General features: G+C 72.8%; 21 protein-coding genes. 11 read left to right on the top strand and 10 right to left on the bottom strand.

The window, feature by feature from the left end; genetic code table 11:
- Window positions 1–58 precede the first annotated feature (58 nt).
- A complete protein-coding gene (locus JOL79_RS19110) occupies window positions 59–922 on the bottom strand; it encodes an AraC family transcriptional regulator (RefSeq protein ID WP_210157208.1) in 864 nt (287 codons plus the stop codon).
- 172 nt (window positions 923–1,094) lie between these two features.
- On the opposite strand from JOL79_RS19110, the gene JOL79_RS19105 reads away from it, so the two are divergent.
- From JOL79_RS19105 to JOL79_RS19080, 6 genes are read left to right on the top strand one after another with little or no spacing between them, the layout of a single operon-like run.
- Window positions 1,095–1,826 (top strand): SDR family NAD(P)-dependent oxidoreductase, encoded by a 732-nt coding sequence (locus JOL79_RS19105; RefSeq protein ID WP_210157207.1) that lies wholly within the window; start codon window positions 1,095–1,097, stop codon window positions 1,824–1,826.
- A gap of 40 nt (window positions 1,827–1,866) precedes the next feature.
- A complete protein-coding gene (dgoD, locus tag JOL79_RS19100) occupies window positions 1,867–3,015 on the top strand; it encodes a galactonate dehydratase (RefSeq protein WP_210157206.1) in 1,149 nt (382 codons plus the stop codon).
- Complete coding sequence (locus tag JOL79_RS19095; protein ID WP_210157205.1) at window positions 3,012–3,848, top strand: hypothetical protein; 837 nt, start codon at window positions 3,012–3,014, stop codon at window positions 3,846–3,848. The genes dgoD and JOL79_RS19095 overlap by 4 nt, the downstream gene beginning before the upstream one ends.
- Window positions 3,841–4,548: a bifunctional 4-hydroxy-2-oxoglutarate aldolase/2-dehydro-3-deoxy-phosphogluconate aldolase gene (locus tag JOL79_RS19090; protein WP_210157204.1), complete on the top strand. Its 708-nt coding sequence runs from the start codon at window positions 3,841–3,843 to the stop codon at window positions 4,546–4,548. Before JOL79_RS19095 ends, JOL79_RS19090 begins: the two co-directional genes overlap by 8 nt.
- Window positions 4,545–5,492: a sugar kinase gene (locus JOL79_RS19085; protein WP_307848610.1), complete on the top strand. Its 948-nt coding sequence runs from the start codon at window positions 4,545–4,547 to the stop codon at window positions 5,490–5,492. The genes JOL79_RS19090 and JOL79_RS19085 overlap by 4 nt, the downstream gene beginning before the upstream one ends.
- A gap of 15 nt (window positions 5,493–5,507) precedes the next feature.
- Window positions 5,508–6,347 carry an SMP-30/gluconolactonase/LRE family protein gene (locus JOL79_RS19080; protein ID WP_210157203.1) on the top strand — a complete coding sequence of 280 codons (840 nt, stop codon included), beginning with the start codon at window positions 5,508–5,510 and terminating at the stop codon, window positions 6,345–6,347.
- Between the two features lie 37 nt (window positions 6,348–6,384).
- On the opposite strand, the gene JOL79_RS19075 is transcribed toward JOL79_RS19080, so the two are convergent.
- Window positions 6,385–7,140, bottom strand: coding sequence for a hypothetical protein (locus tag JOL79_RS19075; protein ID WP_210157202.1), 756 nt, complete (start codon window positions 7,138–7,140; stop codon window positions 6,385–6,387).
- Between the two features lie 14 nt (window positions 7,141–7,154).
- Window positions 7,155–8,993, bottom strand: coding sequence for an extracellular solute-binding protein (locus JOL79_RS19070; RefSeq protein WP_307848609.1), 1,839 nt, complete (start codon window positions 8,991–8,993; stop codon window positions 7,155–7,157).
- A gap of 412 nt (window positions 8,994–9,405) precedes the next feature.
- Between JOL79_RS19070 and JOL79_RS19065 the strand changes: the two genes are divergently transcribed.
- Window positions 9,406–10,689, top strand: coding sequence for a pectate lyase (locus JOL79_RS19065; RefSeq protein ID WP_230985074.1), 1,284 nt, complete (start codon window positions 9,406–9,408; stop codon window positions 10,687–10,689).
- A 129-nt stretch (window positions 10,690–10,818) separates the two neighbouring features.
- On the opposite strand, the gene JOL79_RS19060 is transcribed toward JOL79_RS19065, so the two are convergent.
- Complete coding sequence (locus JOL79_RS19060) at window positions 10,819–12,165, bottom strand: M20/M25/M40 family metallo-hydrolase (RefSeq protein ID WP_210157199.1); 1,347 nt, start codon at window positions 12,163–12,165, stop codon at window positions 10,819–10,821.
- Between the two features lie 256 nt (window positions 12,166–12,421).
- Between JOL79_RS19060 and JOL79_RS19055 the strand changes: the two genes are divergently transcribed.
- Window positions 12,422–13,804: an aspartate aminotransferase family protein gene (locus tag JOL79_RS19055; RefSeq protein ID WP_210157198.1), complete on the top strand. Its 1,383-nt coding sequence runs from the start codon at window positions 12,422–12,424 to the stop codon at window positions 13,802–13,804.
- A 51-nt stretch (window positions 13,805–13,855) separates the two neighbouring features.
- Window positions 13,856–14,971, top strand: a complete 1,116-nt coding sequence (gene ald, locus JOL79_RS19050; protein WP_210157197.1) for an alanine dehydrogenase — start codon at window positions 13,856–13,858, stop codon at window positions 14,969–14,971.
- Between the two features lie 24 nt (window positions 14,972–14,995).
- Here the strand turns inward: ald and JOL79_RS19045 are convergent, their stop codons facing one another.
- The 5 genes from JOL79_RS19045 to JOL79_RS19025 form a co-directional block, all read right to left on the bottom strand.
- Entirely contained in the window at window positions 14,996–16,405 is a 1,410-nt protein-coding gene (locus JOL79_RS19045) for a tetratricopeptide repeat protein (RefSeq protein ID WP_210157196.1), read from the bottom strand.
- A 39-nt stretch (window positions 16,406–16,444) separates the two neighbouring features.
- Window positions 16,445–17,533 carry a sulfite exporter TauE/SafE family protein gene (locus JOL79_RS19040; RefSeq protein ID WP_210157195.1) on the bottom strand — a complete coding sequence of 363 codons (1,089 nt, stop codon included), beginning with the start codon at window positions 17,531–17,533 and terminating at the stop codon, window positions 16,445–16,447.
- A 3-nt stretch (window positions 17,534–17,536) separates the two neighbouring features.
- Entirely contained in the window at window positions 17,537–17,755 is a 219-nt protein-coding gene (locus tag JOL79_RS19035; protein WP_210157194.1) for a hypothetical protein, read from the bottom strand.
- A 157-nt stretch (window positions 17,756–17,912) separates the two neighbouring features.
- The gene (locus JOL79_RS19030; protein ID WP_210157193.1) at window positions 17,913–18,578 is read right to left on the bottom strand and encodes a response regulator transcription factor; all 666 of its coding nucleotides are present in this window, start codon (window positions 18,576–18,578) and stop codon (window positions 17,913–17,915) included.
- 17 nt (window positions 18,579–18,595) lie between these two features.
- Complete coding sequence (locus tag JOL79_RS19025) at window positions 18,596–19,750, bottom strand: sensor histidine kinase (RefSeq protein ID WP_210157192.1); 1,155 nt, start codon at window positions 19,748–19,750, stop codon at window positions 18,596–18,598.
- Between the two features lie 164 nt (window positions 19,751–19,914).
- Between JOL79_RS19025 and ggt the strand changes: the two genes are divergently transcribed.
- On the top strand, window positions 19,915–21,732 hold the full coding sequence (gene ggt, locus JOL79_RS19020; RefSeq protein ID WP_210157191.1) for a gamma-glutamyltransferase: 1,818 nt from the start codon (window positions 19,915–19,917) through the stop codon (window positions 21,730–21,732).
- 63 nt (window positions 21,733–21,795) lie between these two features.
- Here the strand turns inward: ggt and JOL79_RS19015 are convergent, their stop codons facing one another.
- Complete coding sequence (locus tag JOL79_RS19015) at window positions 21,796–21,972, bottom strand: hypothetical protein (protein ID WP_210157190.1); 177 nt, start codon at window positions 21,970–21,972, stop codon at window positions 21,796–21,798.
- Between the two features lie 140 nt (window positions 21,973–22,112).
- Here JOL79_RS19015 and JOL79_RS19010 point away from each other — a divergent pair, with 140 nt between their 5' ends.
- Complete coding sequence (locus JOL79_RS19010; RefSeq protein ID WP_210157189.1) at window positions 22,113–22,901, top strand: SURF1 family protein; 789 nt, start codon at window positions 22,113–22,115, stop codon at window positions 22,899–22,901.
- Window positions 22,902–22,924: the final 23 nt, after the last annotated feature.

Below are 22,924 nucleotides of genomic sequence, written 5' to 3'. Positions count from 1 at the left end.
CGGGCCGCGTGACGGGCTGCACCACCGGCTGTGACCCGGGCCGGCGGACGTGCCCGGGTCACCCCTTGGCGCGGTTGCGGTAGTCGGTGGGGCTGGCCTCGTGCATCCGCTTGAAGTGGCGGGAGAAGTAGAACGGGTCCTGGTAGCCGACCTCGTGGGCGATGCTGGCCACGGTCGCGTCGGTCGTGTCGAGGAGGTTGCGGGCCTGCGCCATCCGCAGGGCCGTGTGATGCGCGAGCACCCCGCCGCCGGTCGCCCGGCGGAACAGCGCGCTGAGGTGGGACGGCGAGACGCCCACCAGTGCCGCCAGTTCGGAGACCCGCACGGTGCTGTCCAGCCGCTCGGCCAGGTAGGCCATGGCGCGCTGCAGCGGGTCGCCCGGCGCGGGCATGGCGCGGTCGACCACGATCTGGGTGAGGAGTTTCCACGCCGCGCCCGCCGCCCCCATGAGGCTCGCCGGCGAGTGGTCGCGCTCCAGGATGGTGACGATCTCGTCGAGCAGCGCGATCGCCCGGTCGGGTCTCCGGATCTGGATCATCGGCCGGGCCGGGCTCGCCCCGATCTCACGGATCAGCTCGGGTAGGTCACCGCCGCGCAAGTGACACCACCAGATCGTCCAGGGTGTGTCGGCGGACGCGCCGTAGGAGTGTGGGGCGCCGCGAGGGATCACCAGGGCCGCGCTCGGCCCCACGCGGTGCTGGACGCCGTCGACCTCCGCCCACCCCGAACCGGTCACACACACGATGAGAATGGTCTCCTCGGTGCCGTTTGGCCTGTTCATCAGGTGATCTGTGGCGTTGGGGTAGTAGCCGCAGTCGGTCACCACCAGACGCCTGGTCACCGGGCGCGACTGCGCGTCGGCGAGGACGCGGCGCGGGACGACGGTCAGCCGCTGATTGCGGAAACCCTCCTCTATCGGCATCGGCACAGTATGGCACACACCATCGGATCGTCCAGGTAGTCCCGAGCTTCGGACATTCCCCGCGGCCGTCCCAGCCGGTTGACTGATCGCGATGAACGACGACGCACGAGCCCGGCCGACCGTGGAGGCCGTCCACAGGGACGGGCTTCGCACCATCGGGGGGACATAGATCATGGGACGTGGATTGCTGCGGGGAAAGGTCGCGGTGGTGACCGGCGCGGCCTCCGGCATCGGCGCCGCGGTGGTGGACCGCTTCCTGCGCGAGGAGGCGCGGGTGATCGCCGTCGACGTGGCCGAGCAGGACGCCGGCCGGCCGGGCGTGCTGGCGATCGGCGGCGACGTCGCCGACGCCGCCACCTGGCGGCGCGTCGCGGCGGCGGCGCGCGACGAGTTCGGCCGGCTGGACGTTCTGCACAGCAACGCCAGCGTGGTGGTGCGGGCTCCCGCCCACGAACTGGCCGAGGGAGACTGGGACCGGCAGATCGCGGTGAACCTCACGGCGACGTATCTGGCGGTCAACGCCTGCGTCGGGCTCCTGCGGGACAGCCGGGGCGCCGTCGTGCTGAGCTCTTCGGTGCACGCGCTGGCCGGTCTGCCCGCCCACCCCGCCTACGCCGCCGCGAAGGGCGGCCTGGTCTCGCTGGGCCGCCAGCTGGCCGTGGAGTACGGCCCCGAGGTGCGGGTCAACACGGTGCTCCCCGGGCCCATCCTCACTCCCGCGTGGAACGGCATCGGCGAGGAGGACCGCCGTCGAAGTGTGGCCGGCACCGCCGCCGCGCGGTTCGGCCGCCCCGACGAGGTGGCCGCGGCGGTGACCTTCCTGGCCTGCGAGGAGAGCTCGTACGTGACCGGGGCCTGCCTGGTCGTGGACGGCGGCTGGAGCGCGATGAAGGACTCCGCGTGACGGGCCGGGACACGGCGGGCGACCTGGATCGGAGGCCGCGGTGAAGATCACCGGTGTCGAGACGTTCCTCGTGCCGCCGCGGTGGCTCTTCTGCCGGGTGCAGACGGACGAGGGAGTGGCCGGCTGGGGCGAGCCTGTCGTGGAGGGCCGCGCCGAGGCCGTCCGGGCCGCGGTGCACGTGCTCGCGGAACACCTCGTCGGGCAGGACCCGCTGCGCGTCGAGGACCACTGGCAGGTCATGGCCAGGGGCGGTTTCTACCGCGGCGGGCCGGTGCTCTCCAGCGCCCTGGCCGGCCTGGACCAGGCGCTGTGGGACATCGCCGGCAAGGTGCACGGCGCGCCCGTCCACGTGCTGCTCGGCGGCCCGGTCCGCTCCCGGGTGCGCATGTACGCCTGGGTCGGCGGCGACGAGCCGGGCGAACTCGCCGACGGCATCGCCGCCCGCGTAGAGGCCGGCTTCACCGCCGTCAAGATGAACGCCGGCGGTCGCATGCCCGCCCTCGCCACGGCCGCCGACATCGGCCGGGTGGTCGACCGGGTGGCGCTGGCCAGGGAGCTCCTCGGGCCGCACCGCGACGTGGCCGTCGACTTCCACGGGCGGTTCACGGCGGCGGACGCGCGGCGCGTCCTGCCGCTGATCGCCCAGTTCCACCCCATGTTCGCCGAGGAGCCCGTGCTTCCCGACCGGCCGCAGGTCCTGCGCGACGTGGTGACCGCCGCCGGCGGCGTCCCGATCGCCACCGGCGAGCGGCTGTACTCGCGGTGGGATTTCCGGCCCGTGCTGGAAGCGGGGGTCGCGGTGGTGCAGCCCGACCTGTCGCACGCCGGCGGCATCTCCGAGACCCGCAGGATCGCCGCGCTCGCCGAGGTGTGGGACGCGCAGTTCGCCCCGCACTGCCCGCTCGGCCCCCTCGCGCTCGCGGCCAGCCTCCAGGTCGCCTTCGCCACCCCCAACTTCCTCATCCAGGAGCATTCGATCGGCATCCACTACCACCAGGGGGACGACCTGCTCGACTACGTGCTCGATCCGGAGGTGTTCCGGTTCGCCGACGGGTACGCCTCCCGCCCCACGGGACCCGGCCTCGGCGTGGAGATCGACGAGGCGGCCGTACGGCGCGCGGACAGAGCCGGGCACGCCTGGCGCAATCCGGTCTGGCGGCACGACGACGGGGGATTCGCGGAGTGGTGACGACGACACGCGTTCCGCTGCGCCCCCGGTTCGATCTGGCCCACGGCGGCAGATGGACGTCACTCGCCGGCGGAGGCCGCGAGTGGCTGTGGTCGCGTCCCGATCCCGCCCGGCGGACGGTGGTCCCCGGCGCGGAGTTCGTCGACGCCGGCGGCCTGGAGGAGTGCCTGCCCACGGTGCGTGGTCTCCCCGACCACGGCGACGTGTGGAGCCGCCCGTGGTCCGGCTCGGCCGGGGAGAGCTCCGTACGCGGCGACGGCTTCGAGCTGGTTCGCCGCGTCGCCATCGACAACGACGGCGCGGTGACGGCCGACTACCGCCTGTCCGCCGAACCCGGATACCCGTTCGTGTGGGCGGCCCACGCGCTGCTCGACGTGGGCGAGGACGCCCGGCTCGTCGCCCCCGAGGGGACTCCCACCAGGGTCTATCCCGAGGCGGCGTGGATGCTCGACCGTCCCTGGCCCCCCGGCGTTCCCTACCTGGAGGGCCGCTGGCCCGCCCCGCTCGGCCCGCCGCTCGACCGGCTCGGCCGCAGCGACGGCACCTCCGCGGGAGCCGTGCTCCGCTGCGCCGCCGTCCGCGTGGTGGACGGCCCCGACGTCCTGACCCTGCGCGTCGAAGCGCCTCCGGAGGTGCCGGTGTCGACCGCTCTGTGGCGCAACCTCGGCGGCTTCCCAGCGGACGCTCCTTACCGCAGTATCGGCGTGGAGCCCATGCTCGGCGCCGTCTTCGACCAGACCGAGGCGAAAGAGGGGGACACGGCGGTCGTGCCCGCCTCCGGTGAGCTGACCTGGCGGCTGATCCTGGCCGCGGAACGGATGAGTGATGACTGAGACATCCAGCGGCGAGACATCCAGGGGCGAGACATCCAGGGGCGAAACATCCAGGGGCGAGGCGCTCGTGGGCGAGGCGCGGGAGGCGCGCTTCCTGGAGGCACTGGCCGGGCGGCGCCTGATGGCGATCGTCCGCGGCCGGGACGCCGGCGCGGCCCTTCGCACGGTGCTCACCCTCACCGAGGAGGGCGTCGATCTGGTAGAGGTGTCGCTCGTGACCAAGGACGCGCCTGCCGTCATCCGCGAGGCCCGCGCCGCCCTCGGCGACGCGGCCGGTCTCGGCGCGGGGACGGTCCTCACCGCGCACGACGCCGCCGTCGCCGCCGAGGCGGGCGCCTCCTACCTCGTCACTCCGGCCGTCACGGAGGCGGTGGCGGAGGGCGGCCGCCTCGGGCTGCCCGTCCTCGCCGGCGCGTTCACGCCGACCGAGGTGGTGGCCGCGCTCGGCGCGGGAGCCGCCGCCATCAAGCTGTTCCCCGCCTTCCTCGGCGGCGAGGCCTACCTGCGCGCGCTGCGTGAGCCGTTTCCCGGAGTCGCGTTCGTGCCGGTCGGCGGGGTGAATGCCGCCGCCGCGGCGGGCTACCTGAAGGCCGGGGCGGTCGCCGTCGGCGCCGGCTCCCCGCTGGTCGGCGACGCCGCCGACGGCGGCGACCTCGACTCGCTCAGAGAACGAGCAAGGGCCTTCAGGGAGGCGCTGTGACAGACGTGGCGACCTTCGGCGAGACGATGGCGGCGCTGCGGGCGGACGGCCCGATCAGGCTCGGCGGGACGATGCGGCTGTCCGTCGCCGGGGCCGAGTCCAACGTCGCGATCGGCCTCGCCAGGCTCGGCCACCGGGTCCGCTGGACCGGGCTCGTCGGCGACGACGAGACCGGCGAACTGGTCCTGCGCACCCTGCGCGCCGAAGGAGTCGACGTGACCCACGCCCGGTCCGACCCCGGTGGGCCCACCGGGCTGATGCTGCTCGAGGAGCGGGCCGGCGCGCTCACCAGGGTGATCTACCACCGCGCCGCCTCCGCGGCCTCCCTCCTCGAACCGGCCGACGTGCTGCCCGCGCTCGATCCGCAGCCGAAGGTGGTGCACGTCACCGGCATCACGCTCGCGCTCGGCCCCGGCCCCGCGGCGGCGGTGAGCGCGGCGGTGCGCGCGGCGGCGGGGTGCGGCGCTCTCGTCTGCCTCGACGTGAACCACCGCTCCCGGCTGTGGGGACGGGACCGGGCCGCCGAGGCGCTCCGCCCGCTGGCTCCGCATCTCACTGTGGCCGTCGCATCAGAGGACGAGCTCGAACTCCTCGCCCCGGCCGAGGCGGCGACGGAGGAGCGACGCGTGTCGGCGCTGCTCGCCGCCGGTGTGGCGGAGGTCGTGGTCAAGCGCGGCGCCGCCGGGGCCAGCGTCTACACCGCGACGGATGCGGTGCACCGCCCGGCACGACAGGTGCCGGTCGCCGACACCGTCGGAGCCGGGGACGCCTTCGTCGCCGGCTATCTGTCAGGCCTCCTGGACGGGCTCGGCCTCGCCGCCCGCCTCGACCGGGCCACCACCACGGCGGCGTTCGCCGTCGCCTCGCGGGGCGACTGGGAAGGGCTGCCCTCACGGCGCGAACTGGACCTGCTCGACTCCCTGCCCGGTTCCACCCTGCGCTGAGACAGGAGTGATGGCGTGAACGTCTGGTGTCCGGACTCGTGCGAACTAGGTGAAGGGGCACGATGGGCCCGCGGGCGGCTGATCTTCGTCGACATCCTCGCGGGCCGATTGCTGGCCGCCCCCACAGGCGGGCCGGGGCCCGCGGAGGAACTGGCCCGCGTGGACGTGCCGCTGGGCGCCGTGGCCCCGGTCGCGGGCGCACCGACCCGGTGGCTCGCCGCGGCGGGCCGGGGCATCGCGCTGCTCGATCACGCGTCGGGGACGCTCGACTGGATCGCCCGCCTGCTGCCCGCCACTTCGCGTATGAACGACGGGGTCTGCGACCCGGCCGGCCGGTTCTGGGCTGGCAGCATGGACTATGACGCGGTCAAGGGCGCCGGCGTCCTCTACCGGGTGGACCGCGACCTGACGGTGACAGTCGTCCGGTCGGGGCTGACCATCCCGAACGGCCCGGCGTTCACCGCCGACGGGCGCACCATGTATCTGGCCGACACCGGCGAGGGCCGCATCGACCGGCACCCGGTCGACCCGGTCACCGGCGACCTCGGCGCGCCCTCGGTGTTCGCCAGGATCGCCGGAGGCGTCCCCGACGGGATGACCGTGGACGACGAGGGCCACCTGTGGGTGGCGGTGTGGGGCGCGTCCGCCGTGCACCGCTACGCCCCCGACGGCCGGCTCGACCGCGTCGTGCCGGTGCCCACCCCGCAGCCCACCAGCGTCTGCCTCGCGGGAGGCCGCCTCTACGTCACCACGGCCGCCCACGGCCTCGCCCCCGTTCCGCGAGGAGCCGGCGCCCTGCACGCCCTTCCCACGTCCTCCCAGGCTCCGCCGACTCCCCTGTTCGCGCTCGGGTGACTGACCGTACGCGGCGGGGGCCCGGCGGGAGGCTCGGTCAGGGGGCGAGATCGCGGCGGGTGACCTCCTCGATCTCGTGCAGGCTCTGCCGGGTCAGTTCCAGCTCCGAGGTGAGCTCGTCGAGCGACGCCGCGCCGCCGTCCCCGTCGGGGGAGGCGGCGGCCATGGCGGACACCTCGACCGCGCGGGCCACCAGGCCCTCCAGGCCGATCGCGCCCGACTCCAGGCGGGCCAGGATCCGCTCGCGTGTCGCCGACAGCCGGTCGTGGACCTCACGCTGGGCCGCGAGCGCGCCGATCGACCGGTCGAGCTCGCCCGCCACCTCGCCGTGCGCCCGCTCCCTGGCGTGGATGAGCCGCAGCCGCTCCTGTTCGAGGAAGCCCGGGTCGAACCGGGCGAGCGCCGAGCCGGTGACCGACGCCTGCTCGGCGAGCCGCCGCAGGGTGGCCACCGTGTCGTCCACCTGGGGCCGCATGACCGCGACGCGGTCGAGCAGCAGCCGGCCGCGCATCTCCGCCGTCAGGTGGGCGAACGCCGCCGCGGCGCGTTCGGCCCGCCGCAGCGAGGCGTCCTCGGCGCTGCCCCGGGTCACCCGCGGCTCCTCGGCTTGGCCGGGGTCGCCGGTGGGGCCGGTGGACTGCCACGCGGCGGCGAACGACTTGACCAGCCACACCACCACCCCGACGGCCGCCGCCCCGGCCGGATGGACGTGGACGGCCCAGGCCGCCCCTCCGGCCGTGGCGCCGATGAGCACGCCCCAGGGGTCGCGCAGTTCCTCGGTGAAGCGGGACAACGGAGGCTCCTGGCTCAGAAGTTGGAGATCACGGCAGTGAACACCTGGTCGATGCTCCCCGGCTCCCGCGAATCGTAGGCCGCCGCGTCGGTGGTCTGCGAGATCTTCTTCAGCACGCCGAGGTCGGCGTCCCGGCCGTAGGCGATCGTGAAGATCCGTACCGTGTCCTGCCCCGGCTCGGTCTTCAGCCGGCCCAGCAGCCGGTCGAGGGAGATGGAGGCGTTGTCCTCGTTCTTGCCGTCGGTCAGGAAGACGACCGCGTTGATGGCGTCGCCACTCCGGTGCTCACGCACGTAGTCGTACGACGCGAGCGCGGTGTCGTACAGGCCGGTGCCGCCGCCGGGCACGAGGCCGTCGATGCGCGCCCGGAGTTTCCCGCGGGTGTTCCGGGCCATCGGGACCAGTTCGCGGTAGTCCCTGTCGCCGTCCTGCTTGACCGAGAACAGCCACAGGCCGACCCGGTCGTTCGGGCCGAACTGCGGCAGAGCGCCCGTCGCCGCCTGCTTGGCCAGCTCCAGCTTGGTCTTGCCGGTGCCGGGCACCGCCGCGCCCATCGAGCCGGACACGTCCATCACCATGAGCACGTTGGCCGGCTTGCGCAGGTCGGCCCAGCTCTTGAGGATGCGGTCGAGCACCTGCGGGGCCGGGACCCCGAGGGTCGTCGCCGGTTCCTTCGGGTCGAGCCCGTTCGCCGCCGTGATCAGGCTGCCCGGCTTTCCGTCGAAGCCGCGGAAGGCGTACTTCTCGAACCGCCGCTGCCGCTCGGGCGCGCGCAGGAACTTGAGGAAGTCCGCCGCCGCGGCCGCCTTCGCGCCGGTCGCCCAGGACAGCACGGCGTACGGGTGGTCCGACAGGAGCGTGCCCTCCTTGGGGTAGACGGCGACGAGCGGCACCTTCGGCTTCGCGTGCTCGCCGAGCGTCCCGGGGTCTCCGGTGGGGTTGCCCTGGTTGTAGTCCCAGACGGACTTCTCCTCGACGGTCACGGCCGAAATGTACGACATCGCCGTGCCCTCGTCGTCCGCGTGCTGGAGGTTGGACAGGAACGTCAGCGTCGTGTCGCCGTAGTGGACGATGGAGCGCTCGACGCCGCGCACGAACTGCCGCGCCCGCGCCGAGGCGACGTCCTTGTCGGTCAGGTCGCCCGACAGTCCGGTCGCGGCGAAGTACGCCCCCACCGTGGCGTTGAGGCCGGAGGTGGAGAAGTTGGGGTTCGTCTTGCCGAGGCGGAACGGGCCCCACTCGGGATGGCCGTACCGGGACCAGCCCTTCGGGTCCTCGGCCAGCTTGAGCACGTCAGACCAGCCGATCTTCTTCGAGGGCCAGCCGAGCGCGCTCGCCATGGGCTTCGGCACCGCGATGACCAGCGGCGACGTGGCGATGGAGGGGTTGTCGGCGGCGGCGGGGCTGGTCCGGTCGGCGGCCTGGGCACGCTGCTGGAGCAGGGTCACCCAGCCGGCGCTCGCCGGCGTCCACACGTCGGGCCGGGGGCCGTCGCGCCGCGCGTCCCATCCGCTGGCGAGCGCCTGCATGGCGGCGCCCGAGGCCACGGTGTTCACCACGACGTCGACGCAGTGGCCGCCCACCTCGTGGCCGTTGTATTCATTGGCCATCGCGCGCAGCAGTTCGGCCTTCTCGCTGGACGCCGCGACGGTCAGCACGGTGCCGTCCTCGCCGCAGGCGCGTCGCTGGGCGACGGCCGCGCCCGCGCTCCCGGCACCGCCCGCGGCGCCTCCGGTCGAGTCGCGCCCGTCCACGACCGTTCTCAGCACGACGATGAGCGCGCCCGCGACGATTACGGCGACGATGAACGGCGCCGCCCTGCGGCGGCGCCTCTGCGGGGGTGGGGGGTACACGCGTCCTCCAGAGCCAACGGTTAATGCCGGCATTTATCCCGACGAACGGCGGATCGCGTTAGTTGCCGAGCCCCAGTCGCCGAGCTCGGCGGCCGAGCCCGGTCACCGAGCGTGGGGATCCCCGGAGATCCTGCCGCGGGCCGGCCGAGACGTGATCTACGCCACCTGAATCTTTCAACGGCCCCTCGTCGTTACGGCGGGGCTCGATCAGGCCGGACGGGCGGACGGCCCGCGCCCACGGGCCCGGCGGCCGGAGACGGGCGTTGACCGCCCTCCGGGGGATACGTACCTTGAACGGCATCGTTCGTAAACATGAATGCCGTTCATAAACGTGAACGGCTGCGGGGCCAGGAGCGGCTGTTCCGCCGTGTGCCCGGTCAGGGGTCCTGCCTCACCAGGGAGGAGAGGTGCCTTGAGAAGAAGGAGATTCCGGTCCGCGGTGCTCGGCGTCGTCTCGGCGGCCGTCACCGTGGCCGCCGGAGTCGCGGTGGGGACGGCCGCCGCGGCCGCGCCCGCCGCCGGGGCGTACCGGCTGGTGAACGCGGCCAGCGGGCTGTGCCTGGAGGTGCCGGGCGGCAGCACGTCGGACGGCGTGCAGCTCGACCAGCGCGGCTGCGCGAGCGTGGCCGACCAGACCTGGAACCTCACGGCGCAGGGCGGCGGGTTCCGGCTCGCCGCCGCGCACAGCGGCAAGTGCGCGGGCGTCAAGGACGCCTCCACGTCGGCAGGGAAGGCGGTGCAGCAGGAGTCGTGCACCGGAGCCGCCTCGCAGACCTGGCAGCTCACGCTCGTCAGCGGTTCCACCTACCAGTTCGTTAACGCCAACGGCGGCAAGTGCCTCAACGTCAAGGACAGCTCAACCGCCGTGGGCGCGCTGGTCCAGCAGAACTCCTGCGATTCGGTGACCAGCAAGCGCTGGACGCTGCAGTCCGCGGGATCGGGGCCGAGCACGAGCCCCTCCGCCACCCCCACCCGCACGCCGACGGCCACACCGACCCCGCCGCCATCCGGCTGGCCGACTCCGAACGGCTCACAGATGGTCACCAGCACGATCGGGGTGTCCGGCACCTTCGACGGCGGGATGCGGCGTTACTACGCCGGCGGCGACATGGGCGACGGCGGCCAGAGCGAGAGCCAGGACCCGATCTTCGAGCTGTCCGCAGGCGCGACGCTGCGCAACGTGATCATCGGGGCGCCCGGCGCCGACGGCATCCACTGCCTCGGCACCTGCACCCTGCAGAACGTCTGGTGGGAGGACGTCGGCGAGGACGCCGCCACCCTGATGGGCAGCTCGTCGTCGCAGACCATGACGATCGACGGCGGCGGCGCGCGGAGCGCCTCCGACAAGGTGTTCCAGCACAACGGGCCCGGCACCATGTACATCAGGAACTTCCAGGTGCAGGACTTCGGCAAGCTCTACCGGGCCTGCGGCAACTGCTCGACCTCCTACCAGCGGCACGTCGTCATCTCCAACGTGACCGCGACGTCCCCGGGCAAGGCCCTGGCCGGCATCAACACCAACTGGGGCGACACCGCCCGCTTCTCGAACATCACGATCGTGAACGACCCAAGCCACAAGATCTCGATCTGTGACAAGTATCAGGGCGTCCCGAAGGGCAGCGAGCCGACGAAGATCGGCAGCGGCGCTGACGGCGTCAACTGCATCTACTCCGCGTCGGACATCACCTACAGATAACCCGGAGCGGGTTCCATGAGGAGAGGCCCGGCGGTCACAGTCCCCCCAGACCGCCGGGCCGCTTCCCATGCGCACTTCCCGTGCCCGCTTCCCCGTGCTCGCTTCCGTGCTTGCCTCCGGGGCCCCGGCTCAGCGCGCCGCCGCGCCGTACTCCGCCAGGAAGAGCGCCTCGGTGGCGATGACGCGGCGCAGCTCGCCGAGGTCGACCCGCTCGTTGGGGGCGTGGATGGCGGCGCCCTCGTCCTCCGCGCCGTACAGGAGGATCTCGGCCTCGGGGAACTGCTCGGCGAGGGTGGCCACGAGCGGGATCGACCCGCCCTGGCCCACCTGGCGCGGCGCCCGGCCGAACGCGCGCGCCATGGCCGCCTCGACGGCGGTCCTGGCCGGGCCGCTGGAGGTGGCCTGGAAACCGGAGCCGATGACGAAGTCCCCGAACGTCACCTGCGCGCCCCAGGGGGCGACCTTCTCCAGGTAGGCGGTGACGGTGTCGAGGGCGGTCTTGGAGTCGCCGTCCGCGGGGATGCGGATCGTGACCCGGGCGCGGGCGACGGCCTGCACCGCGTTGATCGCGCCCATCACGGTCGGCACGTCGAGCCCGGTCACGGTGATCGCGTAGGACGCCCAGAGACGGTCGGCGAGGGTGCCCGTGCCGACGAGCGAGACGCCGTCGAGCACCCCGGCCGTCGCCCGGAACGTCTCCTCGGAGCCGCTCTCGCCGGGGAACACGCCGCGGGCCAGGCCAGGCACCCGCACGTCGCCCTGGTCGTCGTGCAGGGCGGTCAGCATGCGCATGAGCGCGGACAGGGCGTCCGGCGCGGCGCCGCCGAACGCCCCGCTGTGCAGGGGGTCGGTCAGGGTGCGGACCTCGACGGTGAACGCGGCCATCCCGCGCAGCGACGTGGTGAGCGCCGGGTCGCCGACATGGGGGTTCCCGCAGTCGGCGATGACCATCGCGTCCGCGCGGACCAGTTCGGGGTTGGTCTCGACGAACTCCTGCAGGCGTTCCCCGGCGTACTCCTCCTGGCCCTCCACGATGACCTTGATCCCGACCGGGAAGCGGCCCTCGAAGACGCGCAGCGCCGACACGTGCGTGATCAGGCCGCTCTTGTCGTCGGCCGCGCCCCGGCCGTACAGGGCTCCGTCGATCTCGGTCGGCTCGAACGGCGGGGTGCGCCAGAGGGCGGTGTCGCCCGCGGGCTGCACGTCGTAATGGGAGTACAGCAGGACGGTGGGCGCGCCGGGCGGCGCCGGGGCCTCGGCGAACACCACGGGGAAGCTGCCCTCGACGGGGATCTGCCGGACCTCGGGGAGACCGGCCGACCGGAGCAGGCGTTCCGTCAGTGCCGCGGCCTCCAGCACGGGTGCCTCGGGATGCCCGGGGAAGGCCACCGACGGGAGGACGACGAGCCTTTTGAGGTCGTCCACCGTCTGGGCCATCCCGGCGTCCACGGCGCTTTCGATCTCCTCAGGTGTCACGGTGGTTTCTCCCGGATCTGCGTCGTTCGCGTGATTGCGATGGCTGGTCGGACCCCATTGCACCACAGCTCGCGGCCCGCGGCGGGCGGGCCGAGGGGAGGGAGGCCCGATTAGGGTCCGCACGGATTTCGTCGCTGTTACAAGTCGATATCGCGAAATTCGAACTTCAATCAGAGTGTAGCTACGTAATCACTTGGCAAAATGCCGAACTGGCGTGCACACTGTCCAGAGCACGGATCACCGAGGGAAGGTTTCGATGACGCGCCCCGACGTTCTCAAGGCCGCACAGGACAATCTCTGGATGCACTTCACCCGGCACGGCTCGTACGAGGGTGCCGAGGTGCCGATGATCGTGCGGGGTGACGGGGCCTACATCTACGACGTCCACGGCAAGCGCTACCTGGACGGGCTCGCCGGGCTGTTCGTGGTCCAGGTGGGCCACGGCCGGGCCGAGCTGGCCGAGGCCGCCGCCAAGCAGGCCCAGGAGCTCGCGTTCTTCCCCCTGTGGTCGTACGCGCACCCGAAGGCGGCCGAGCTCGCCGCCCGGCTGGCCGAGCTCACCCCTGGCGACCTCAACCGTGTGTTCTTCACCACAGGCGGCGGCGAGGCCGTCGAGTCGGCGTGGAAGCTGGCCAAGCAGTACTTCAAGACGCAGGGCAAGCCGCTGAAGACCAAGGTCGTGAGCAGGTCGATCGCCTACCACGGCACTCCGCAGGGCGCCCTGTCGATCACCGGCATCCCGGCGCTCAAGCAGATGTTCGAGCCGCTCGTGCCCGGCGCGCTGAAGGCGCCCAACACCAACCTCTACCGGGCCGACGACATCTCCGGTCTCCCCGGGATGGAGAAGGACCCCGAGGCGTTCGGCCGCTGGGCCGCCGACCAGATCGCCAGGGCCATCGAGATGGAGGGCCCGGACACCGTGGCCGCCGTCTTCGTCGAGCCCGTGCAGAACGCCGGCGGCTGCTTCCCGCCGCCCCCCGGATACTTCCAGCGGCTCCGCGAGATCTGCGACCAGTACGACGTGCTGCTCGTCAGCGACGAGGTCATCTGCGCGTTCGGCCGGCTGGGCACCATGTTCGGCGGCCAGAAGTTCGACTACGTGCCCGACATCATCACCTGTGCCAAGGGCCTGACCAGCGGTTACGCCCCCATCGGCGCCATGATCGCGAGTGAGCGGCTGTTCGAGCCGTTCCGGAGCGGCACCGGGATGTTCGCGCATGGCTACACCTTCGGCGGCCACCCGGTAGCCTCGGCGGTGGCACTGGCCAACCTCGACATCTTCGAGCGTGAAGACCTGCTCGGCCACGTCACGGCCAACGAGCCGGTGTTCCGCCGCACGCTCGAAAGACTCCTCGACCTGCCGATCGTCGGCGACGTCCGCGGCTCGGGCTACTTCTACGGAATCGAGCTCGTCAAGGACCGGTCGACGAAGCAGACCTTCAACGAGGAGGAGTCCGAGCGGCTCCTGCGCGGTTTTCTGTCCAAGGCCCTCTACGAGGCCGGGCTGTACTGCCGCGCCGACGACCGCGGAGACCCGGTCGTCCAGCTCGCCCCGCCGCTGATCTGCGGCCCCAAGGAGTTCGACGAGATGGAGTCGATCCTCCGATCGGTGCTCACCGAGGCGTGGGCCCGTCTCTGACCCAACTCGCCCGGTGGGGGACCGGGCGAGGGATGTGAAAGGACCTGTCCCATGAAGATCGGCGTACCTGCCGAGGTCAAGAACCACGAGTACCGCGTCGCCGCGACACCGGCGGGCGTGCACGAGCTCGTCCGCCACGGCCACGACGTGACCGTCCAGGCGGGGGCCGGGCTCGGCTCGCAGATCGCCGACGAGGAGTACCTCGCCGTCGGCGCGAAGATCGTCGAATCCGCCGACGACGTCTGGGGCGAGTCCCAGATGATCCTCAAGGTCAAGGAGCCGATCGCCGAGGAGTATCACCGCCTCCGCGCCGATCTGATCCTCTTCACCTACCTGCATCTCGCCGCGTCACGCCCGTGCACCGACGCCCTGCTCGAAGCGGGCACCACGGCCATCGCGTACGAGACCGTCCAGGCCGCCGGCACGCTGCCGCTGCTCGCCCCGATGTCGGAGGTCGCCGGACGGCTGGCCCCGCAGGTGGGCGCGTACAACCTGATGCGGTTCAACGGCGGCCGCGGCGTGCTGCCCGGCGGCGTCCCCGGTGTCGCCCCGGCCAAGGTCGTCGTCATCGGCGGCGGCGTCTCCGGTCTCAACGCGGCCCAGATCGCCGTGGGCATGGGCGCGGACGTCACCATCCTCGACGTCAACGTCGACCGGCTGCGTTTCATCGACGCCATCTACCAGGGGCGTCTCACGACCCTCGTGTCCACGTCGTACGCCATCGAGCGGGCCGTCCTCGACGCCGACCTGGTCGTCGGCGCCGTCCTCATCCCCGGCGCCAAGGCCCCGACCCTCGTCTCCAACGAACTGGTCTCCCGCATGAAGCCCGGCTCCGTGCTGGTCGACATCGCCATCGACCAGGGCGGCTGCTTCGAGGACTCCCGCCCCACCACGCACGCCGACCCCACCTTCCGGGTGCACGAGTCGATCTTCTACTGCGTCGCCAACATGCCCGGCTCGGTCGCCAACACCTCGACGTACGCGCTGACCAACGCCACCCTGCCGTACGCGGTGAAGCTGGCCGACAGGGGCTGGCGGGACGCGCTGCGGGCCGACGAGGCGCTGCGGCTCGGCCTGAACGCCCACGCCGGTGTGCTGACCAACGAGCCGGTCGCGGTCGCGCACGGTCTGCCGTACACCCCGGCCGACCAGGTGCTCGCCGCCTGACACCCGGCGGCCTGAGGGCGTGGGCTACCTCAGGCCGAGACGCCGGCGCAGGTCGCGTGCCGTGCCCAGCACGTGGTCGACCTCCGCGGGGGTGGGCCAGGGCGACCTGCCCGGGCAGAGCAGCGTCGCGCACACCGCGTCGAGGTGCTCGACGGCCGTGGCGTGCAGGCCGCTTGTCGCGACCAGCCAGGCCACGGCGTCCGCCGGGCCGGGCAGGTCACGGGTGACCAGATCCCACGTGCCGAGGATCTCCATCAGGTCCGCCGCGTCCGGGGCCCGGTCGCCGCGCCGCCCGGCCGACGCCACGGCCAGTTCGGCGCGCGCCGCCGCGCCCGGTTCCGCGGGGCGGTCCCAGTACGGCGCGGACGGCTCGGGGATCTCCTCGTCCCAGTCCGGCCGCCCGGTGAGCGACAGCAGCGTGCGCAGCTCCATCGCCGCCCGGTAGTGCCCGCGCGTGGCGGCCTGGCGGAACCAGTGCCGCCCGCCCTTCAGGTCGTTGTGCTCGGCCACCAGCAGCAGGCCGAGGCTGTAGGCGGCCTCGGGGTCGCCGACGCCGGCCGCCCGGCCGTACCAGTGGACGGCCGCGAGCCGGTCGCCCAGCTCGACGCAGACCACCCCGGCCATCCGCTGGCCCTCGATGTGGCCGGCGTGCGCCGCCTGCTCGAAACAGGTCCTGGCCGCGCGGACGTCGCCCCGGGAGAGGACCAGCTGACCCAGCCGGAACGACGCCCCGGGGTGTCCGGCCCGGAAACCGAGGCGGTAGGCCGCCTCCGCGCCCTTCTCGTCCCCGTCGGCGTGCAGGAGCAGGCCGAGGTGGTGTGCGGCGGCGGCGTGACCACCGCGCGCGGCGAACTCCCACCAGTGGCGGGCCTCCTCCTCGTCTCCCGAGGCGTAGCCGAGGAAGCCCAGGTCGTGCGCGGAGCGCAGGTCGCCTTCGAGGGCGGCCTCCCGGTGCCAGCGCCGCGCCTCCGTGCCGTCGCCCAGGTCTTCGCAGAGCAGGGCCAGCCGGTGCGCCGCGTGCCGCGACCCGCTCTCGGCCGCGCGCTCGAACCAGCGCCGCGCGCCGGTCACGTCGCCCTTCCGGTCGAGCAGCAGCGTGGCCAGGTGGAGCGCGGCCTCGCCGTCGCCCGTGCCGGCGGCCCGCTCGAACCAGTCGATCGCCTCGCCGCAGGTGCCGTGCCGCTCGTGCCACACGCCGAGGTTGTAGGCGCTGTCGACGTTCCCGCTCCGCGCCGCCCGCTCCCACCAGTGACGGGCGGCCGAGCGCTCGCCGCGCTCGGCGCACAGCCGGCCGAGGAGGTGTGCCGCGTCGAGGTCACCCTCGGTGGCGGCGGCCAGCAGCCGCGCCTCCGTGAAATCCCCGGGCTCGGCGACGCGGGGGACGGGGATGCCGGGCCACGTCGTGGCCGTCTCCATAGCTCCCACCAAAGTCATGGGACACAGAGTCGCACGTGACCATGCCGTCACGGAGCGTTATTGCGAAGAGCTTTGGGGTCCGCGTACCGGCTCGAAACTGATGAAACCGACGAACATTCCCATGCCGCAGGCGTACCGGAGGCGTCCGGCCGGCTGGGGCGGCAGTCGTACGGTCACCTCGCCGGTGACGGGCAGGACCACGTCGCGGTCGCCGATGACGACGCTCCGCGTACACCCGTCGTTGCCGTTCGTGCGGAACACGAGATCGGTGGGCCGGCCGGCCGCGGCGGTCACCAGGCCGGGGCGGAATCCCTCCCGGGTGGCCCAGACCGTGACGCGCTGGTAGCCGCCGGACGCGCCGGTCGCGGTCGCCCGCGGAACGCCCGTGGAGGTCGCGGCCGGGGCCGCCTGGGCTTGGGCGTCGGCGGGCGCGACCGCCGGGGCCGGGGCGGCCGCGAACGCCCCCGGTTCCGACAGCCATCCGCCGAGCCGCAGGCCGGAGACCACCGTTATGGCGCCCGCGGCGAGTGCGACGACCCCGGCGACGGCCGCCAGGCGGGCCGAGGCCAGTCCCCGCAGCAGGAGACCGAGTGCGGCGAACGCGGGAGTCGTGCCGAGGGCGAACCCGCCGAGGATCGCCGCGCCGTCCAGCGCGCTCCCCGTCGAGACGGCAACCACCTCAAGGCTCACCGTCACCCCGCAGGGGACGAGGATCGTCGCGAGGCCGAGGGCCAGGGCGCGGGACAGGTTCCGGTGGCGGGGAAGAGGCCGGTCGCCGGTTTGGGGCGAGGCTTCGGTGTGGGCGTGGAGAGAGGTGTGAGGGCCCGCGGCATGGGTTCCGCAGGCGGAGGCGCGAGGCTTTCCGAGGAGGCGCAGGGCCATGATGAGCACCGCGACCCCCGCGGCGACGAGCAGAGCGGCTCGCGCCCGGGGGCTCGGCTGCACGGCGGAGCCCACGAGCCCCAGCAGCGCTCCCGCCGCGATGTGGGCGCCGAGGCGGCCCGCGACGAACGCTCCCACGGCCGTGACGGCGGACCCCGATCTCGTGACGCCGACGAGGAGGCCGCCCTGAACCGCGGCGCACGACGTCGTACCCGCGGCGATGCCGGCGGCGATCCCTCCGGCGAACAGGGCGGCCAGATTCATCGGTCAGCGTGCGAGGGCCAGGTCGTCCAGGTGGTCCAGATCGTCCAGCACGCCGTTCTTCGCCGCTTCGACGAGCGAGCTGAATTGATCGAGGCTCATCTGGACCTTCTGCCCGAAGTCATCCGTGATGACGACCTGTTGCTCAACCGGAGCGGTCATGTCCACGAACAGCTCCGGGCATCCGCAGTTGCAACTGCCGCAGAAACGCGCGATGGATTTCACGCTGTGCTCCTCCCATAGGGGCCTTTCTCGCAACGTACGGTGGCGGACCGACGGCGACCAGTGACATTCGGGTGCGTCGCGGAGACAGTCGCCTGTCCCTACGCCCGCCGGACGCGCCCGCCGTCGCCGCCGGCCGCGGGTGAACCGGCTTCCGAGGTCAGAGCCAGCCGGGCCGGACCAGGCCGGACTCGTACGCGATGACGACGAGCTGGGCCCTGTCGCGGGCGTGCAGCTTCGTCATGATGCGGCTGACATGGGTTTTCGCGGTGGCCGGGGACATGAACAGCTCGCCGGCGACCTCGTCGTTGGTCATGCCGGTGCCCACCAGGCAGAGCACCTCCCGCTCCCGCTCGGTCAGGAGGTCGAGCCCCCGGGCGGCTCGGCTCGGCTCCTTGGCCCTGGCCGCGTATTCGGCGATCAACCTGCGCGTGACGCCGGGCGACAGCAGCGCGTCTCCCGAGGCGACGACCCGGACGGCCTGGATGAGCTCGGCGGGCTCGGTGTCCTTGACGAGGAACCCGCTCGCGCCGCCGCGGAGGGCCTCGAAGACGTACTCGTCCAGCTCGAACGTGGTCAGCATGATGATCCGGGTGCCGTCGAGGTCGGTGTCCTCGGCGATGCGCCGGGTCGCGGTCAGCCCGTCCACGCCGGGCATGCGGATGTCCATCAGCACCACGTCGGGCCGCAGGCCGCGGGCGAGCCGCTCGGCCTCGTCGCCGTCGGCGGCCTCACCCACCACCGTCATACCGTCCTGCGCGTCGAGCAGGGCGCGGAACCCGGCCCGTACGAGGGCCTGGTCGTCGGCGAGCAGTACACGGATCACGTGGGCTCCTTGTGGCGTTACGGACGATCGTCGGCGGGGAGGGGAAGAACGGCGCGAACGGTGAAGCCGCGGCCGGGCCGCGGGCCCGCCGACAGGGTGCCGCCGAGGGCCGTGGCCCGCTCGCGCATGCCGGGGATGCCGTTGCCGCCGCCCAGGCTCGGCTCGGCGGGCGCGGCCCCCACGCCGTCGTCGGTCACGACCACCACCAGCTCCTCCGGGCCGTACCGGACCTCCACGGTGACCGAGGAGCCGGGCGCGTGCCGGGAGACGTTGGTCAGAGACTCCTGCACGATCCGGTAGCCCGCCCGGTCGATCCCCGGCGGCACCGGCCGCACATCGCCGGTGATCTGGAGCCGGACGCGCAGCCCGCCGCGCTCGGTCAGCTCGACCAGCTCGGGCAGGCGGCCGAGGCCCGCGGTCGGAGAGCGCGGGGCCCCCTCCCGCAGGAGGCTCAGCACGCCGCGCATCTCGGTCAGGACGTCCTTGGACGCCTGCTTGATCGTGGCGAGAGCGGTCCTGGCCTGCTCCGGGTGATCGTCGAGCAGGTGCAGGGCGGTGGACGCCTGGACGTGGATGAGCGAGATGTTGTGCGCCAGCACGTCATGGAGCTCCTGCGCCATCGTCAGCCGCTCCTCGCTCGCGTGCCGCCGCGACTCCTCCTCGGCCACGCGGTCGCGCTCGGCCAGCCGCTCCCGCCGTGTCCTGCGGAACTCGGCGAACATCATGGTGAGCAGCAGGTAGGCGGCGATCGCGGTGTGGTGAAACAGCCCGAGAGGGTGGGGGATCAGCCAGGTGGCGTACGCGACCAGGAAGAGCAGGAACCCCCCGGCGGACAGCCAGGCCTCCAGGCGGTGGCCCGATCCGACCGCGCTGACCAGGACGATGATCGGGCTGAGGAAGACCGGGCCGTAGGGGAAGTCGAGCGTCAGATAGCAGGCGGTGGCCGCGAGCGTGACCAAGAGGGCGGGCACGGGGTACCGGCGGCGGAACGCGATCGCGGCCGGACCCACCAGCAGCAGGACGTATCCGCGCCAGTCGAGCGGAACCCGGCCGAGCTCGGCGGCCCGCAGCTGAGCGTGCTCCGCGACTTTGGACAGCGCGACCTGGACGACCCACACGGTGAGCGGCAGGACGAAGTCGGCTCGGGAATACCACGTGGAACCGGAACGCACACTCGCACGCTAGGACAGGGCCGTTCATGAGCGCATCCTCCGGGTGCAGGACCGGCTGCTACGCCGGCCGGAGTAGCCGGTCGCGTCCAAATGTGGACAACACGGCGCCACTTCTGACTTCTGTGAGTCATGCTGGGTTGATCCCGCGTGGTGGAGGTCATGGCATGAGGAGCGTCGTCGCGTCGCTGGGGATCGTCACGCTGGCGGGCCTGCTCGCCCCACCCGCCAACGCCGAGAACGTCCACGCCGAGAACACCCGCACAGGGCAACACGACGTCAAGCGGCCGCTGGCCGAGGGTTACGGCGGCGCGGTCGCGACGGTCGACCTCGACGCGAGCCGGGCCGCGCTGCGGGTGCTCCGGCAGGGCGGCAACGCCATGGACGCCGCGGTGGCCGCCGCCGCGACCCTCGGGGTCACCGAGCCCTACTCGGCCGGGCTCACCGGCGGCGGGTTCATCGTCTATTACGACGCCCGCGCCCGGCGGGTGACCACGATCGACGGCCGCGAGACCGCGCCCAAGGCCATGACCTCGACCGTCTTCGAGGGCATCCCGTTCGACGACGCGGTGACCAGCGGGCTGTCCGCGGGCGTGCCGGGCACCGTGGCGCAGTGGGACCTGGCGCTGCGGAAATACGGCACCCTCTCCCTCGCGCAGGCGCTCCGGCCCGCGATCGAGACGGCCGAGCGCGGCTTCGTCGTCGACCAGACGTTCCACGACCAGACCCAGCAGAACGCGGCCCGCTTCGCGGACTTCACCTCCACCGCCGCCCTCTATCTGCCCGGCGGGAAGCCGCCGGCCGTCGGGTCCGTCTTCCGCAACCCCGACCTGGCGCGGACCTACCGCGAGCTCGGCGTGCGCGGGCCCTCCTGGCTGTACGGCGGTGAGCTGGGCAGGGAGATCGTGGCGACGGTCAAGAAGCCGCCGGTGACCCCCGGCTCCACCCGGACGGCGCGGCCCGGCCTGATGGAGCTGTCCGACCTGCGCGCCTACCGGGCCGTCGAACGGCCGCCCACCAGGGTCGCGTACAAGGGACTCGACGTGTACGGCATGGCTCCTCCGTCCTCAGGGGGATCCACGGTCGGCGAGGCGCTGAACATCCTGCAGGCACTGCCGCGGGTGGGGCCGCACGAATATCTGGAGGCGTCCCGGCTGGCGTTCGCCGACCGCAACGCCTATGTGGGCGACCCGGGACAGGTGGACGTGCCGCTCGCGCAGCTGCTCTCCGACGGCTTCGCCAAGGAGCGGGCCTGTCTGATCGGCCCGCGCGCCCTGCCCAACCCGGCCGCGCCCGGCACACCGGACGGGACGTACTCCCCGTGCCGCCCACCGTCGGCCGGTGCCACACCCGCCGCCAAATCAGACAAATCCGGTGAATCGGATAAGCCTGAGGGTCCGGAGACCACCCACCTCGTGGTCACGGACCGGTGGGGCGACGTGGCGGCCTACAACATCACCATCGAGCAGACCGGCGGCAACGGCATCGTGGTGCCGGGCCGGGGCGTCCTGCTGAACAACGAGCTCACCGACTTCACCTTCGGACCGGCCCCCGGCGACCCCAACCTCCCCGCACCGGGCAAACGGCCGCGCTCGTCGATGGCCCCCACGATCGTCATGAAGAACGGCAGCCCGCTGCTGGCCGTCGGCTCGCCGGGCGGCGCCACGATCATCACGACCGTCCTGCAGGTCCTGCTCAACCGGCTCGACTTCGGCATGACGCTGCCTGAGGCGGTCGCCGCTCCCCGGGCCTCGCAGCGCAACACGGCGGCCACCCAGGCCGAACAGGCGTTCATCGACCGGTACGGCCAGGACCTGACCGCCCTCGGTCACACGCTGACCCTGGCTCCCGGCCCGCCGGTGGGCGAGATCGGGGCGGCGACCGGGCTGGAGTTCCTCGGCGGCGGCAAGATCCAGGCCGTGGCCGAACCCGTACGTCGGGGCGGCGGATCGGCCCTGGTCGTCAGCCCGGAGAAGGGCCGCTGACCGGCCGCGGGCGCATGACAAAGCCGCCGACGGGCGCGGACGTCGGCGGCTGGCAGGTGGATGTCAGCGGACGAGGAGATACGCCGCCACCGCGAGCACCACCACTACGGCGGCCGACGCGGCGATCCATATCGGCAGGCGGGACGTCTGCTCCTCCTTGGCGGAGGTGGGGTCCTGCTGCTGGGCGAACGCCCGGAACGCCTGGGTGTTCTGCGCCGGGTCGATCTGAGGGTCGGACATGGCGCAAACTCTAGCGACACATGAGGCGCCACGAAGACGATTTGTCGGATTTTTCGGCAGAGCTGGCGTCCTGGCTGGTGGAACGGTGGGAGCCGGGCTCCGCCTGCGCCCCCGGCCGTACCGGCGGATAGCGTGTAGCCATGCTCAGGACCCTGTTCGCTCCCCGGCTGGTGGCCCTGCACCTGCTGGTGATCGGCGTGCTCGTGTCCTTCACCCTGCTCGGCCGGTGGCAGCTCGGCGTCTTCGAGAGCTCGGGGAAGCCACGTCTCCTGGCCGACCCCGCGCCGGTGGCCGTCGCCACCCTCGCGCAGGTCGGACGGCATCTCGACGTGGGCGCGATGAGCAGGAAGGTGACGGCCGACGGCGTGTTCGACGCCTCCCGGCAGCTCCTCGTGGCAGGCCGGGCGGCCGACGCCGGCAGCCCCGAGGGCACGGGCTTCTGGCTGCTGACCCCGCTGCGCCTGGCCGACGGCACGGTCATCCCGGTGGTACGCGGCTGGGTGGCCTCGCCCGCCGATCCGGCGGCGGCCGTTCCGGACGGGTCCGTAACCGTGACCGGGAGGCTTGAGGCGTCCGAGCAGGGCGACGACGTCGCGCGGCGCGGACCGCTGCCCGACGGGCAGGTGGCGACCGTCTCGACGGCCCAGCTGATCAACCTGTGGCCGGACACCCGGGTGCGGGACGGGTTCGTGGTCGCGAGCACGCAGGCTCCGCCGTCCGCCGCGACACCTGTCACCGTGCCGCCGCCGACCGAGGGCGTGGGCTTCAACTGGCGCAACCTCGCCTACGCGGCCCAGTGGTGGATCTTCGCCGCCTTCGCCGTCGTGATGTGGTTCCACTTCGTGCGGGAGAGCGTGCGGAGGGACCGGGCCGGGGACGATGCGGACGACGCGGACGATCCGGAGCCCGCCGCGGTGATCAGGACGTAGGCCCCGGGCCGGGCCCTTACCCG

It is taken from the genome of Microbispora oryzae, assembly GCF_017896165.1.
Taxonomy (GTDB): Bacteria; Actinomycetota; Actinomycetes; order Streptosporangiales; family Streptosporangiaceae; genus Microbispora; species Microbispora oryzae.
Note: the sequence above shows the minus strand (reverse complement) of the source record. Positions and strands in the feature narration are given on the sequence as shown.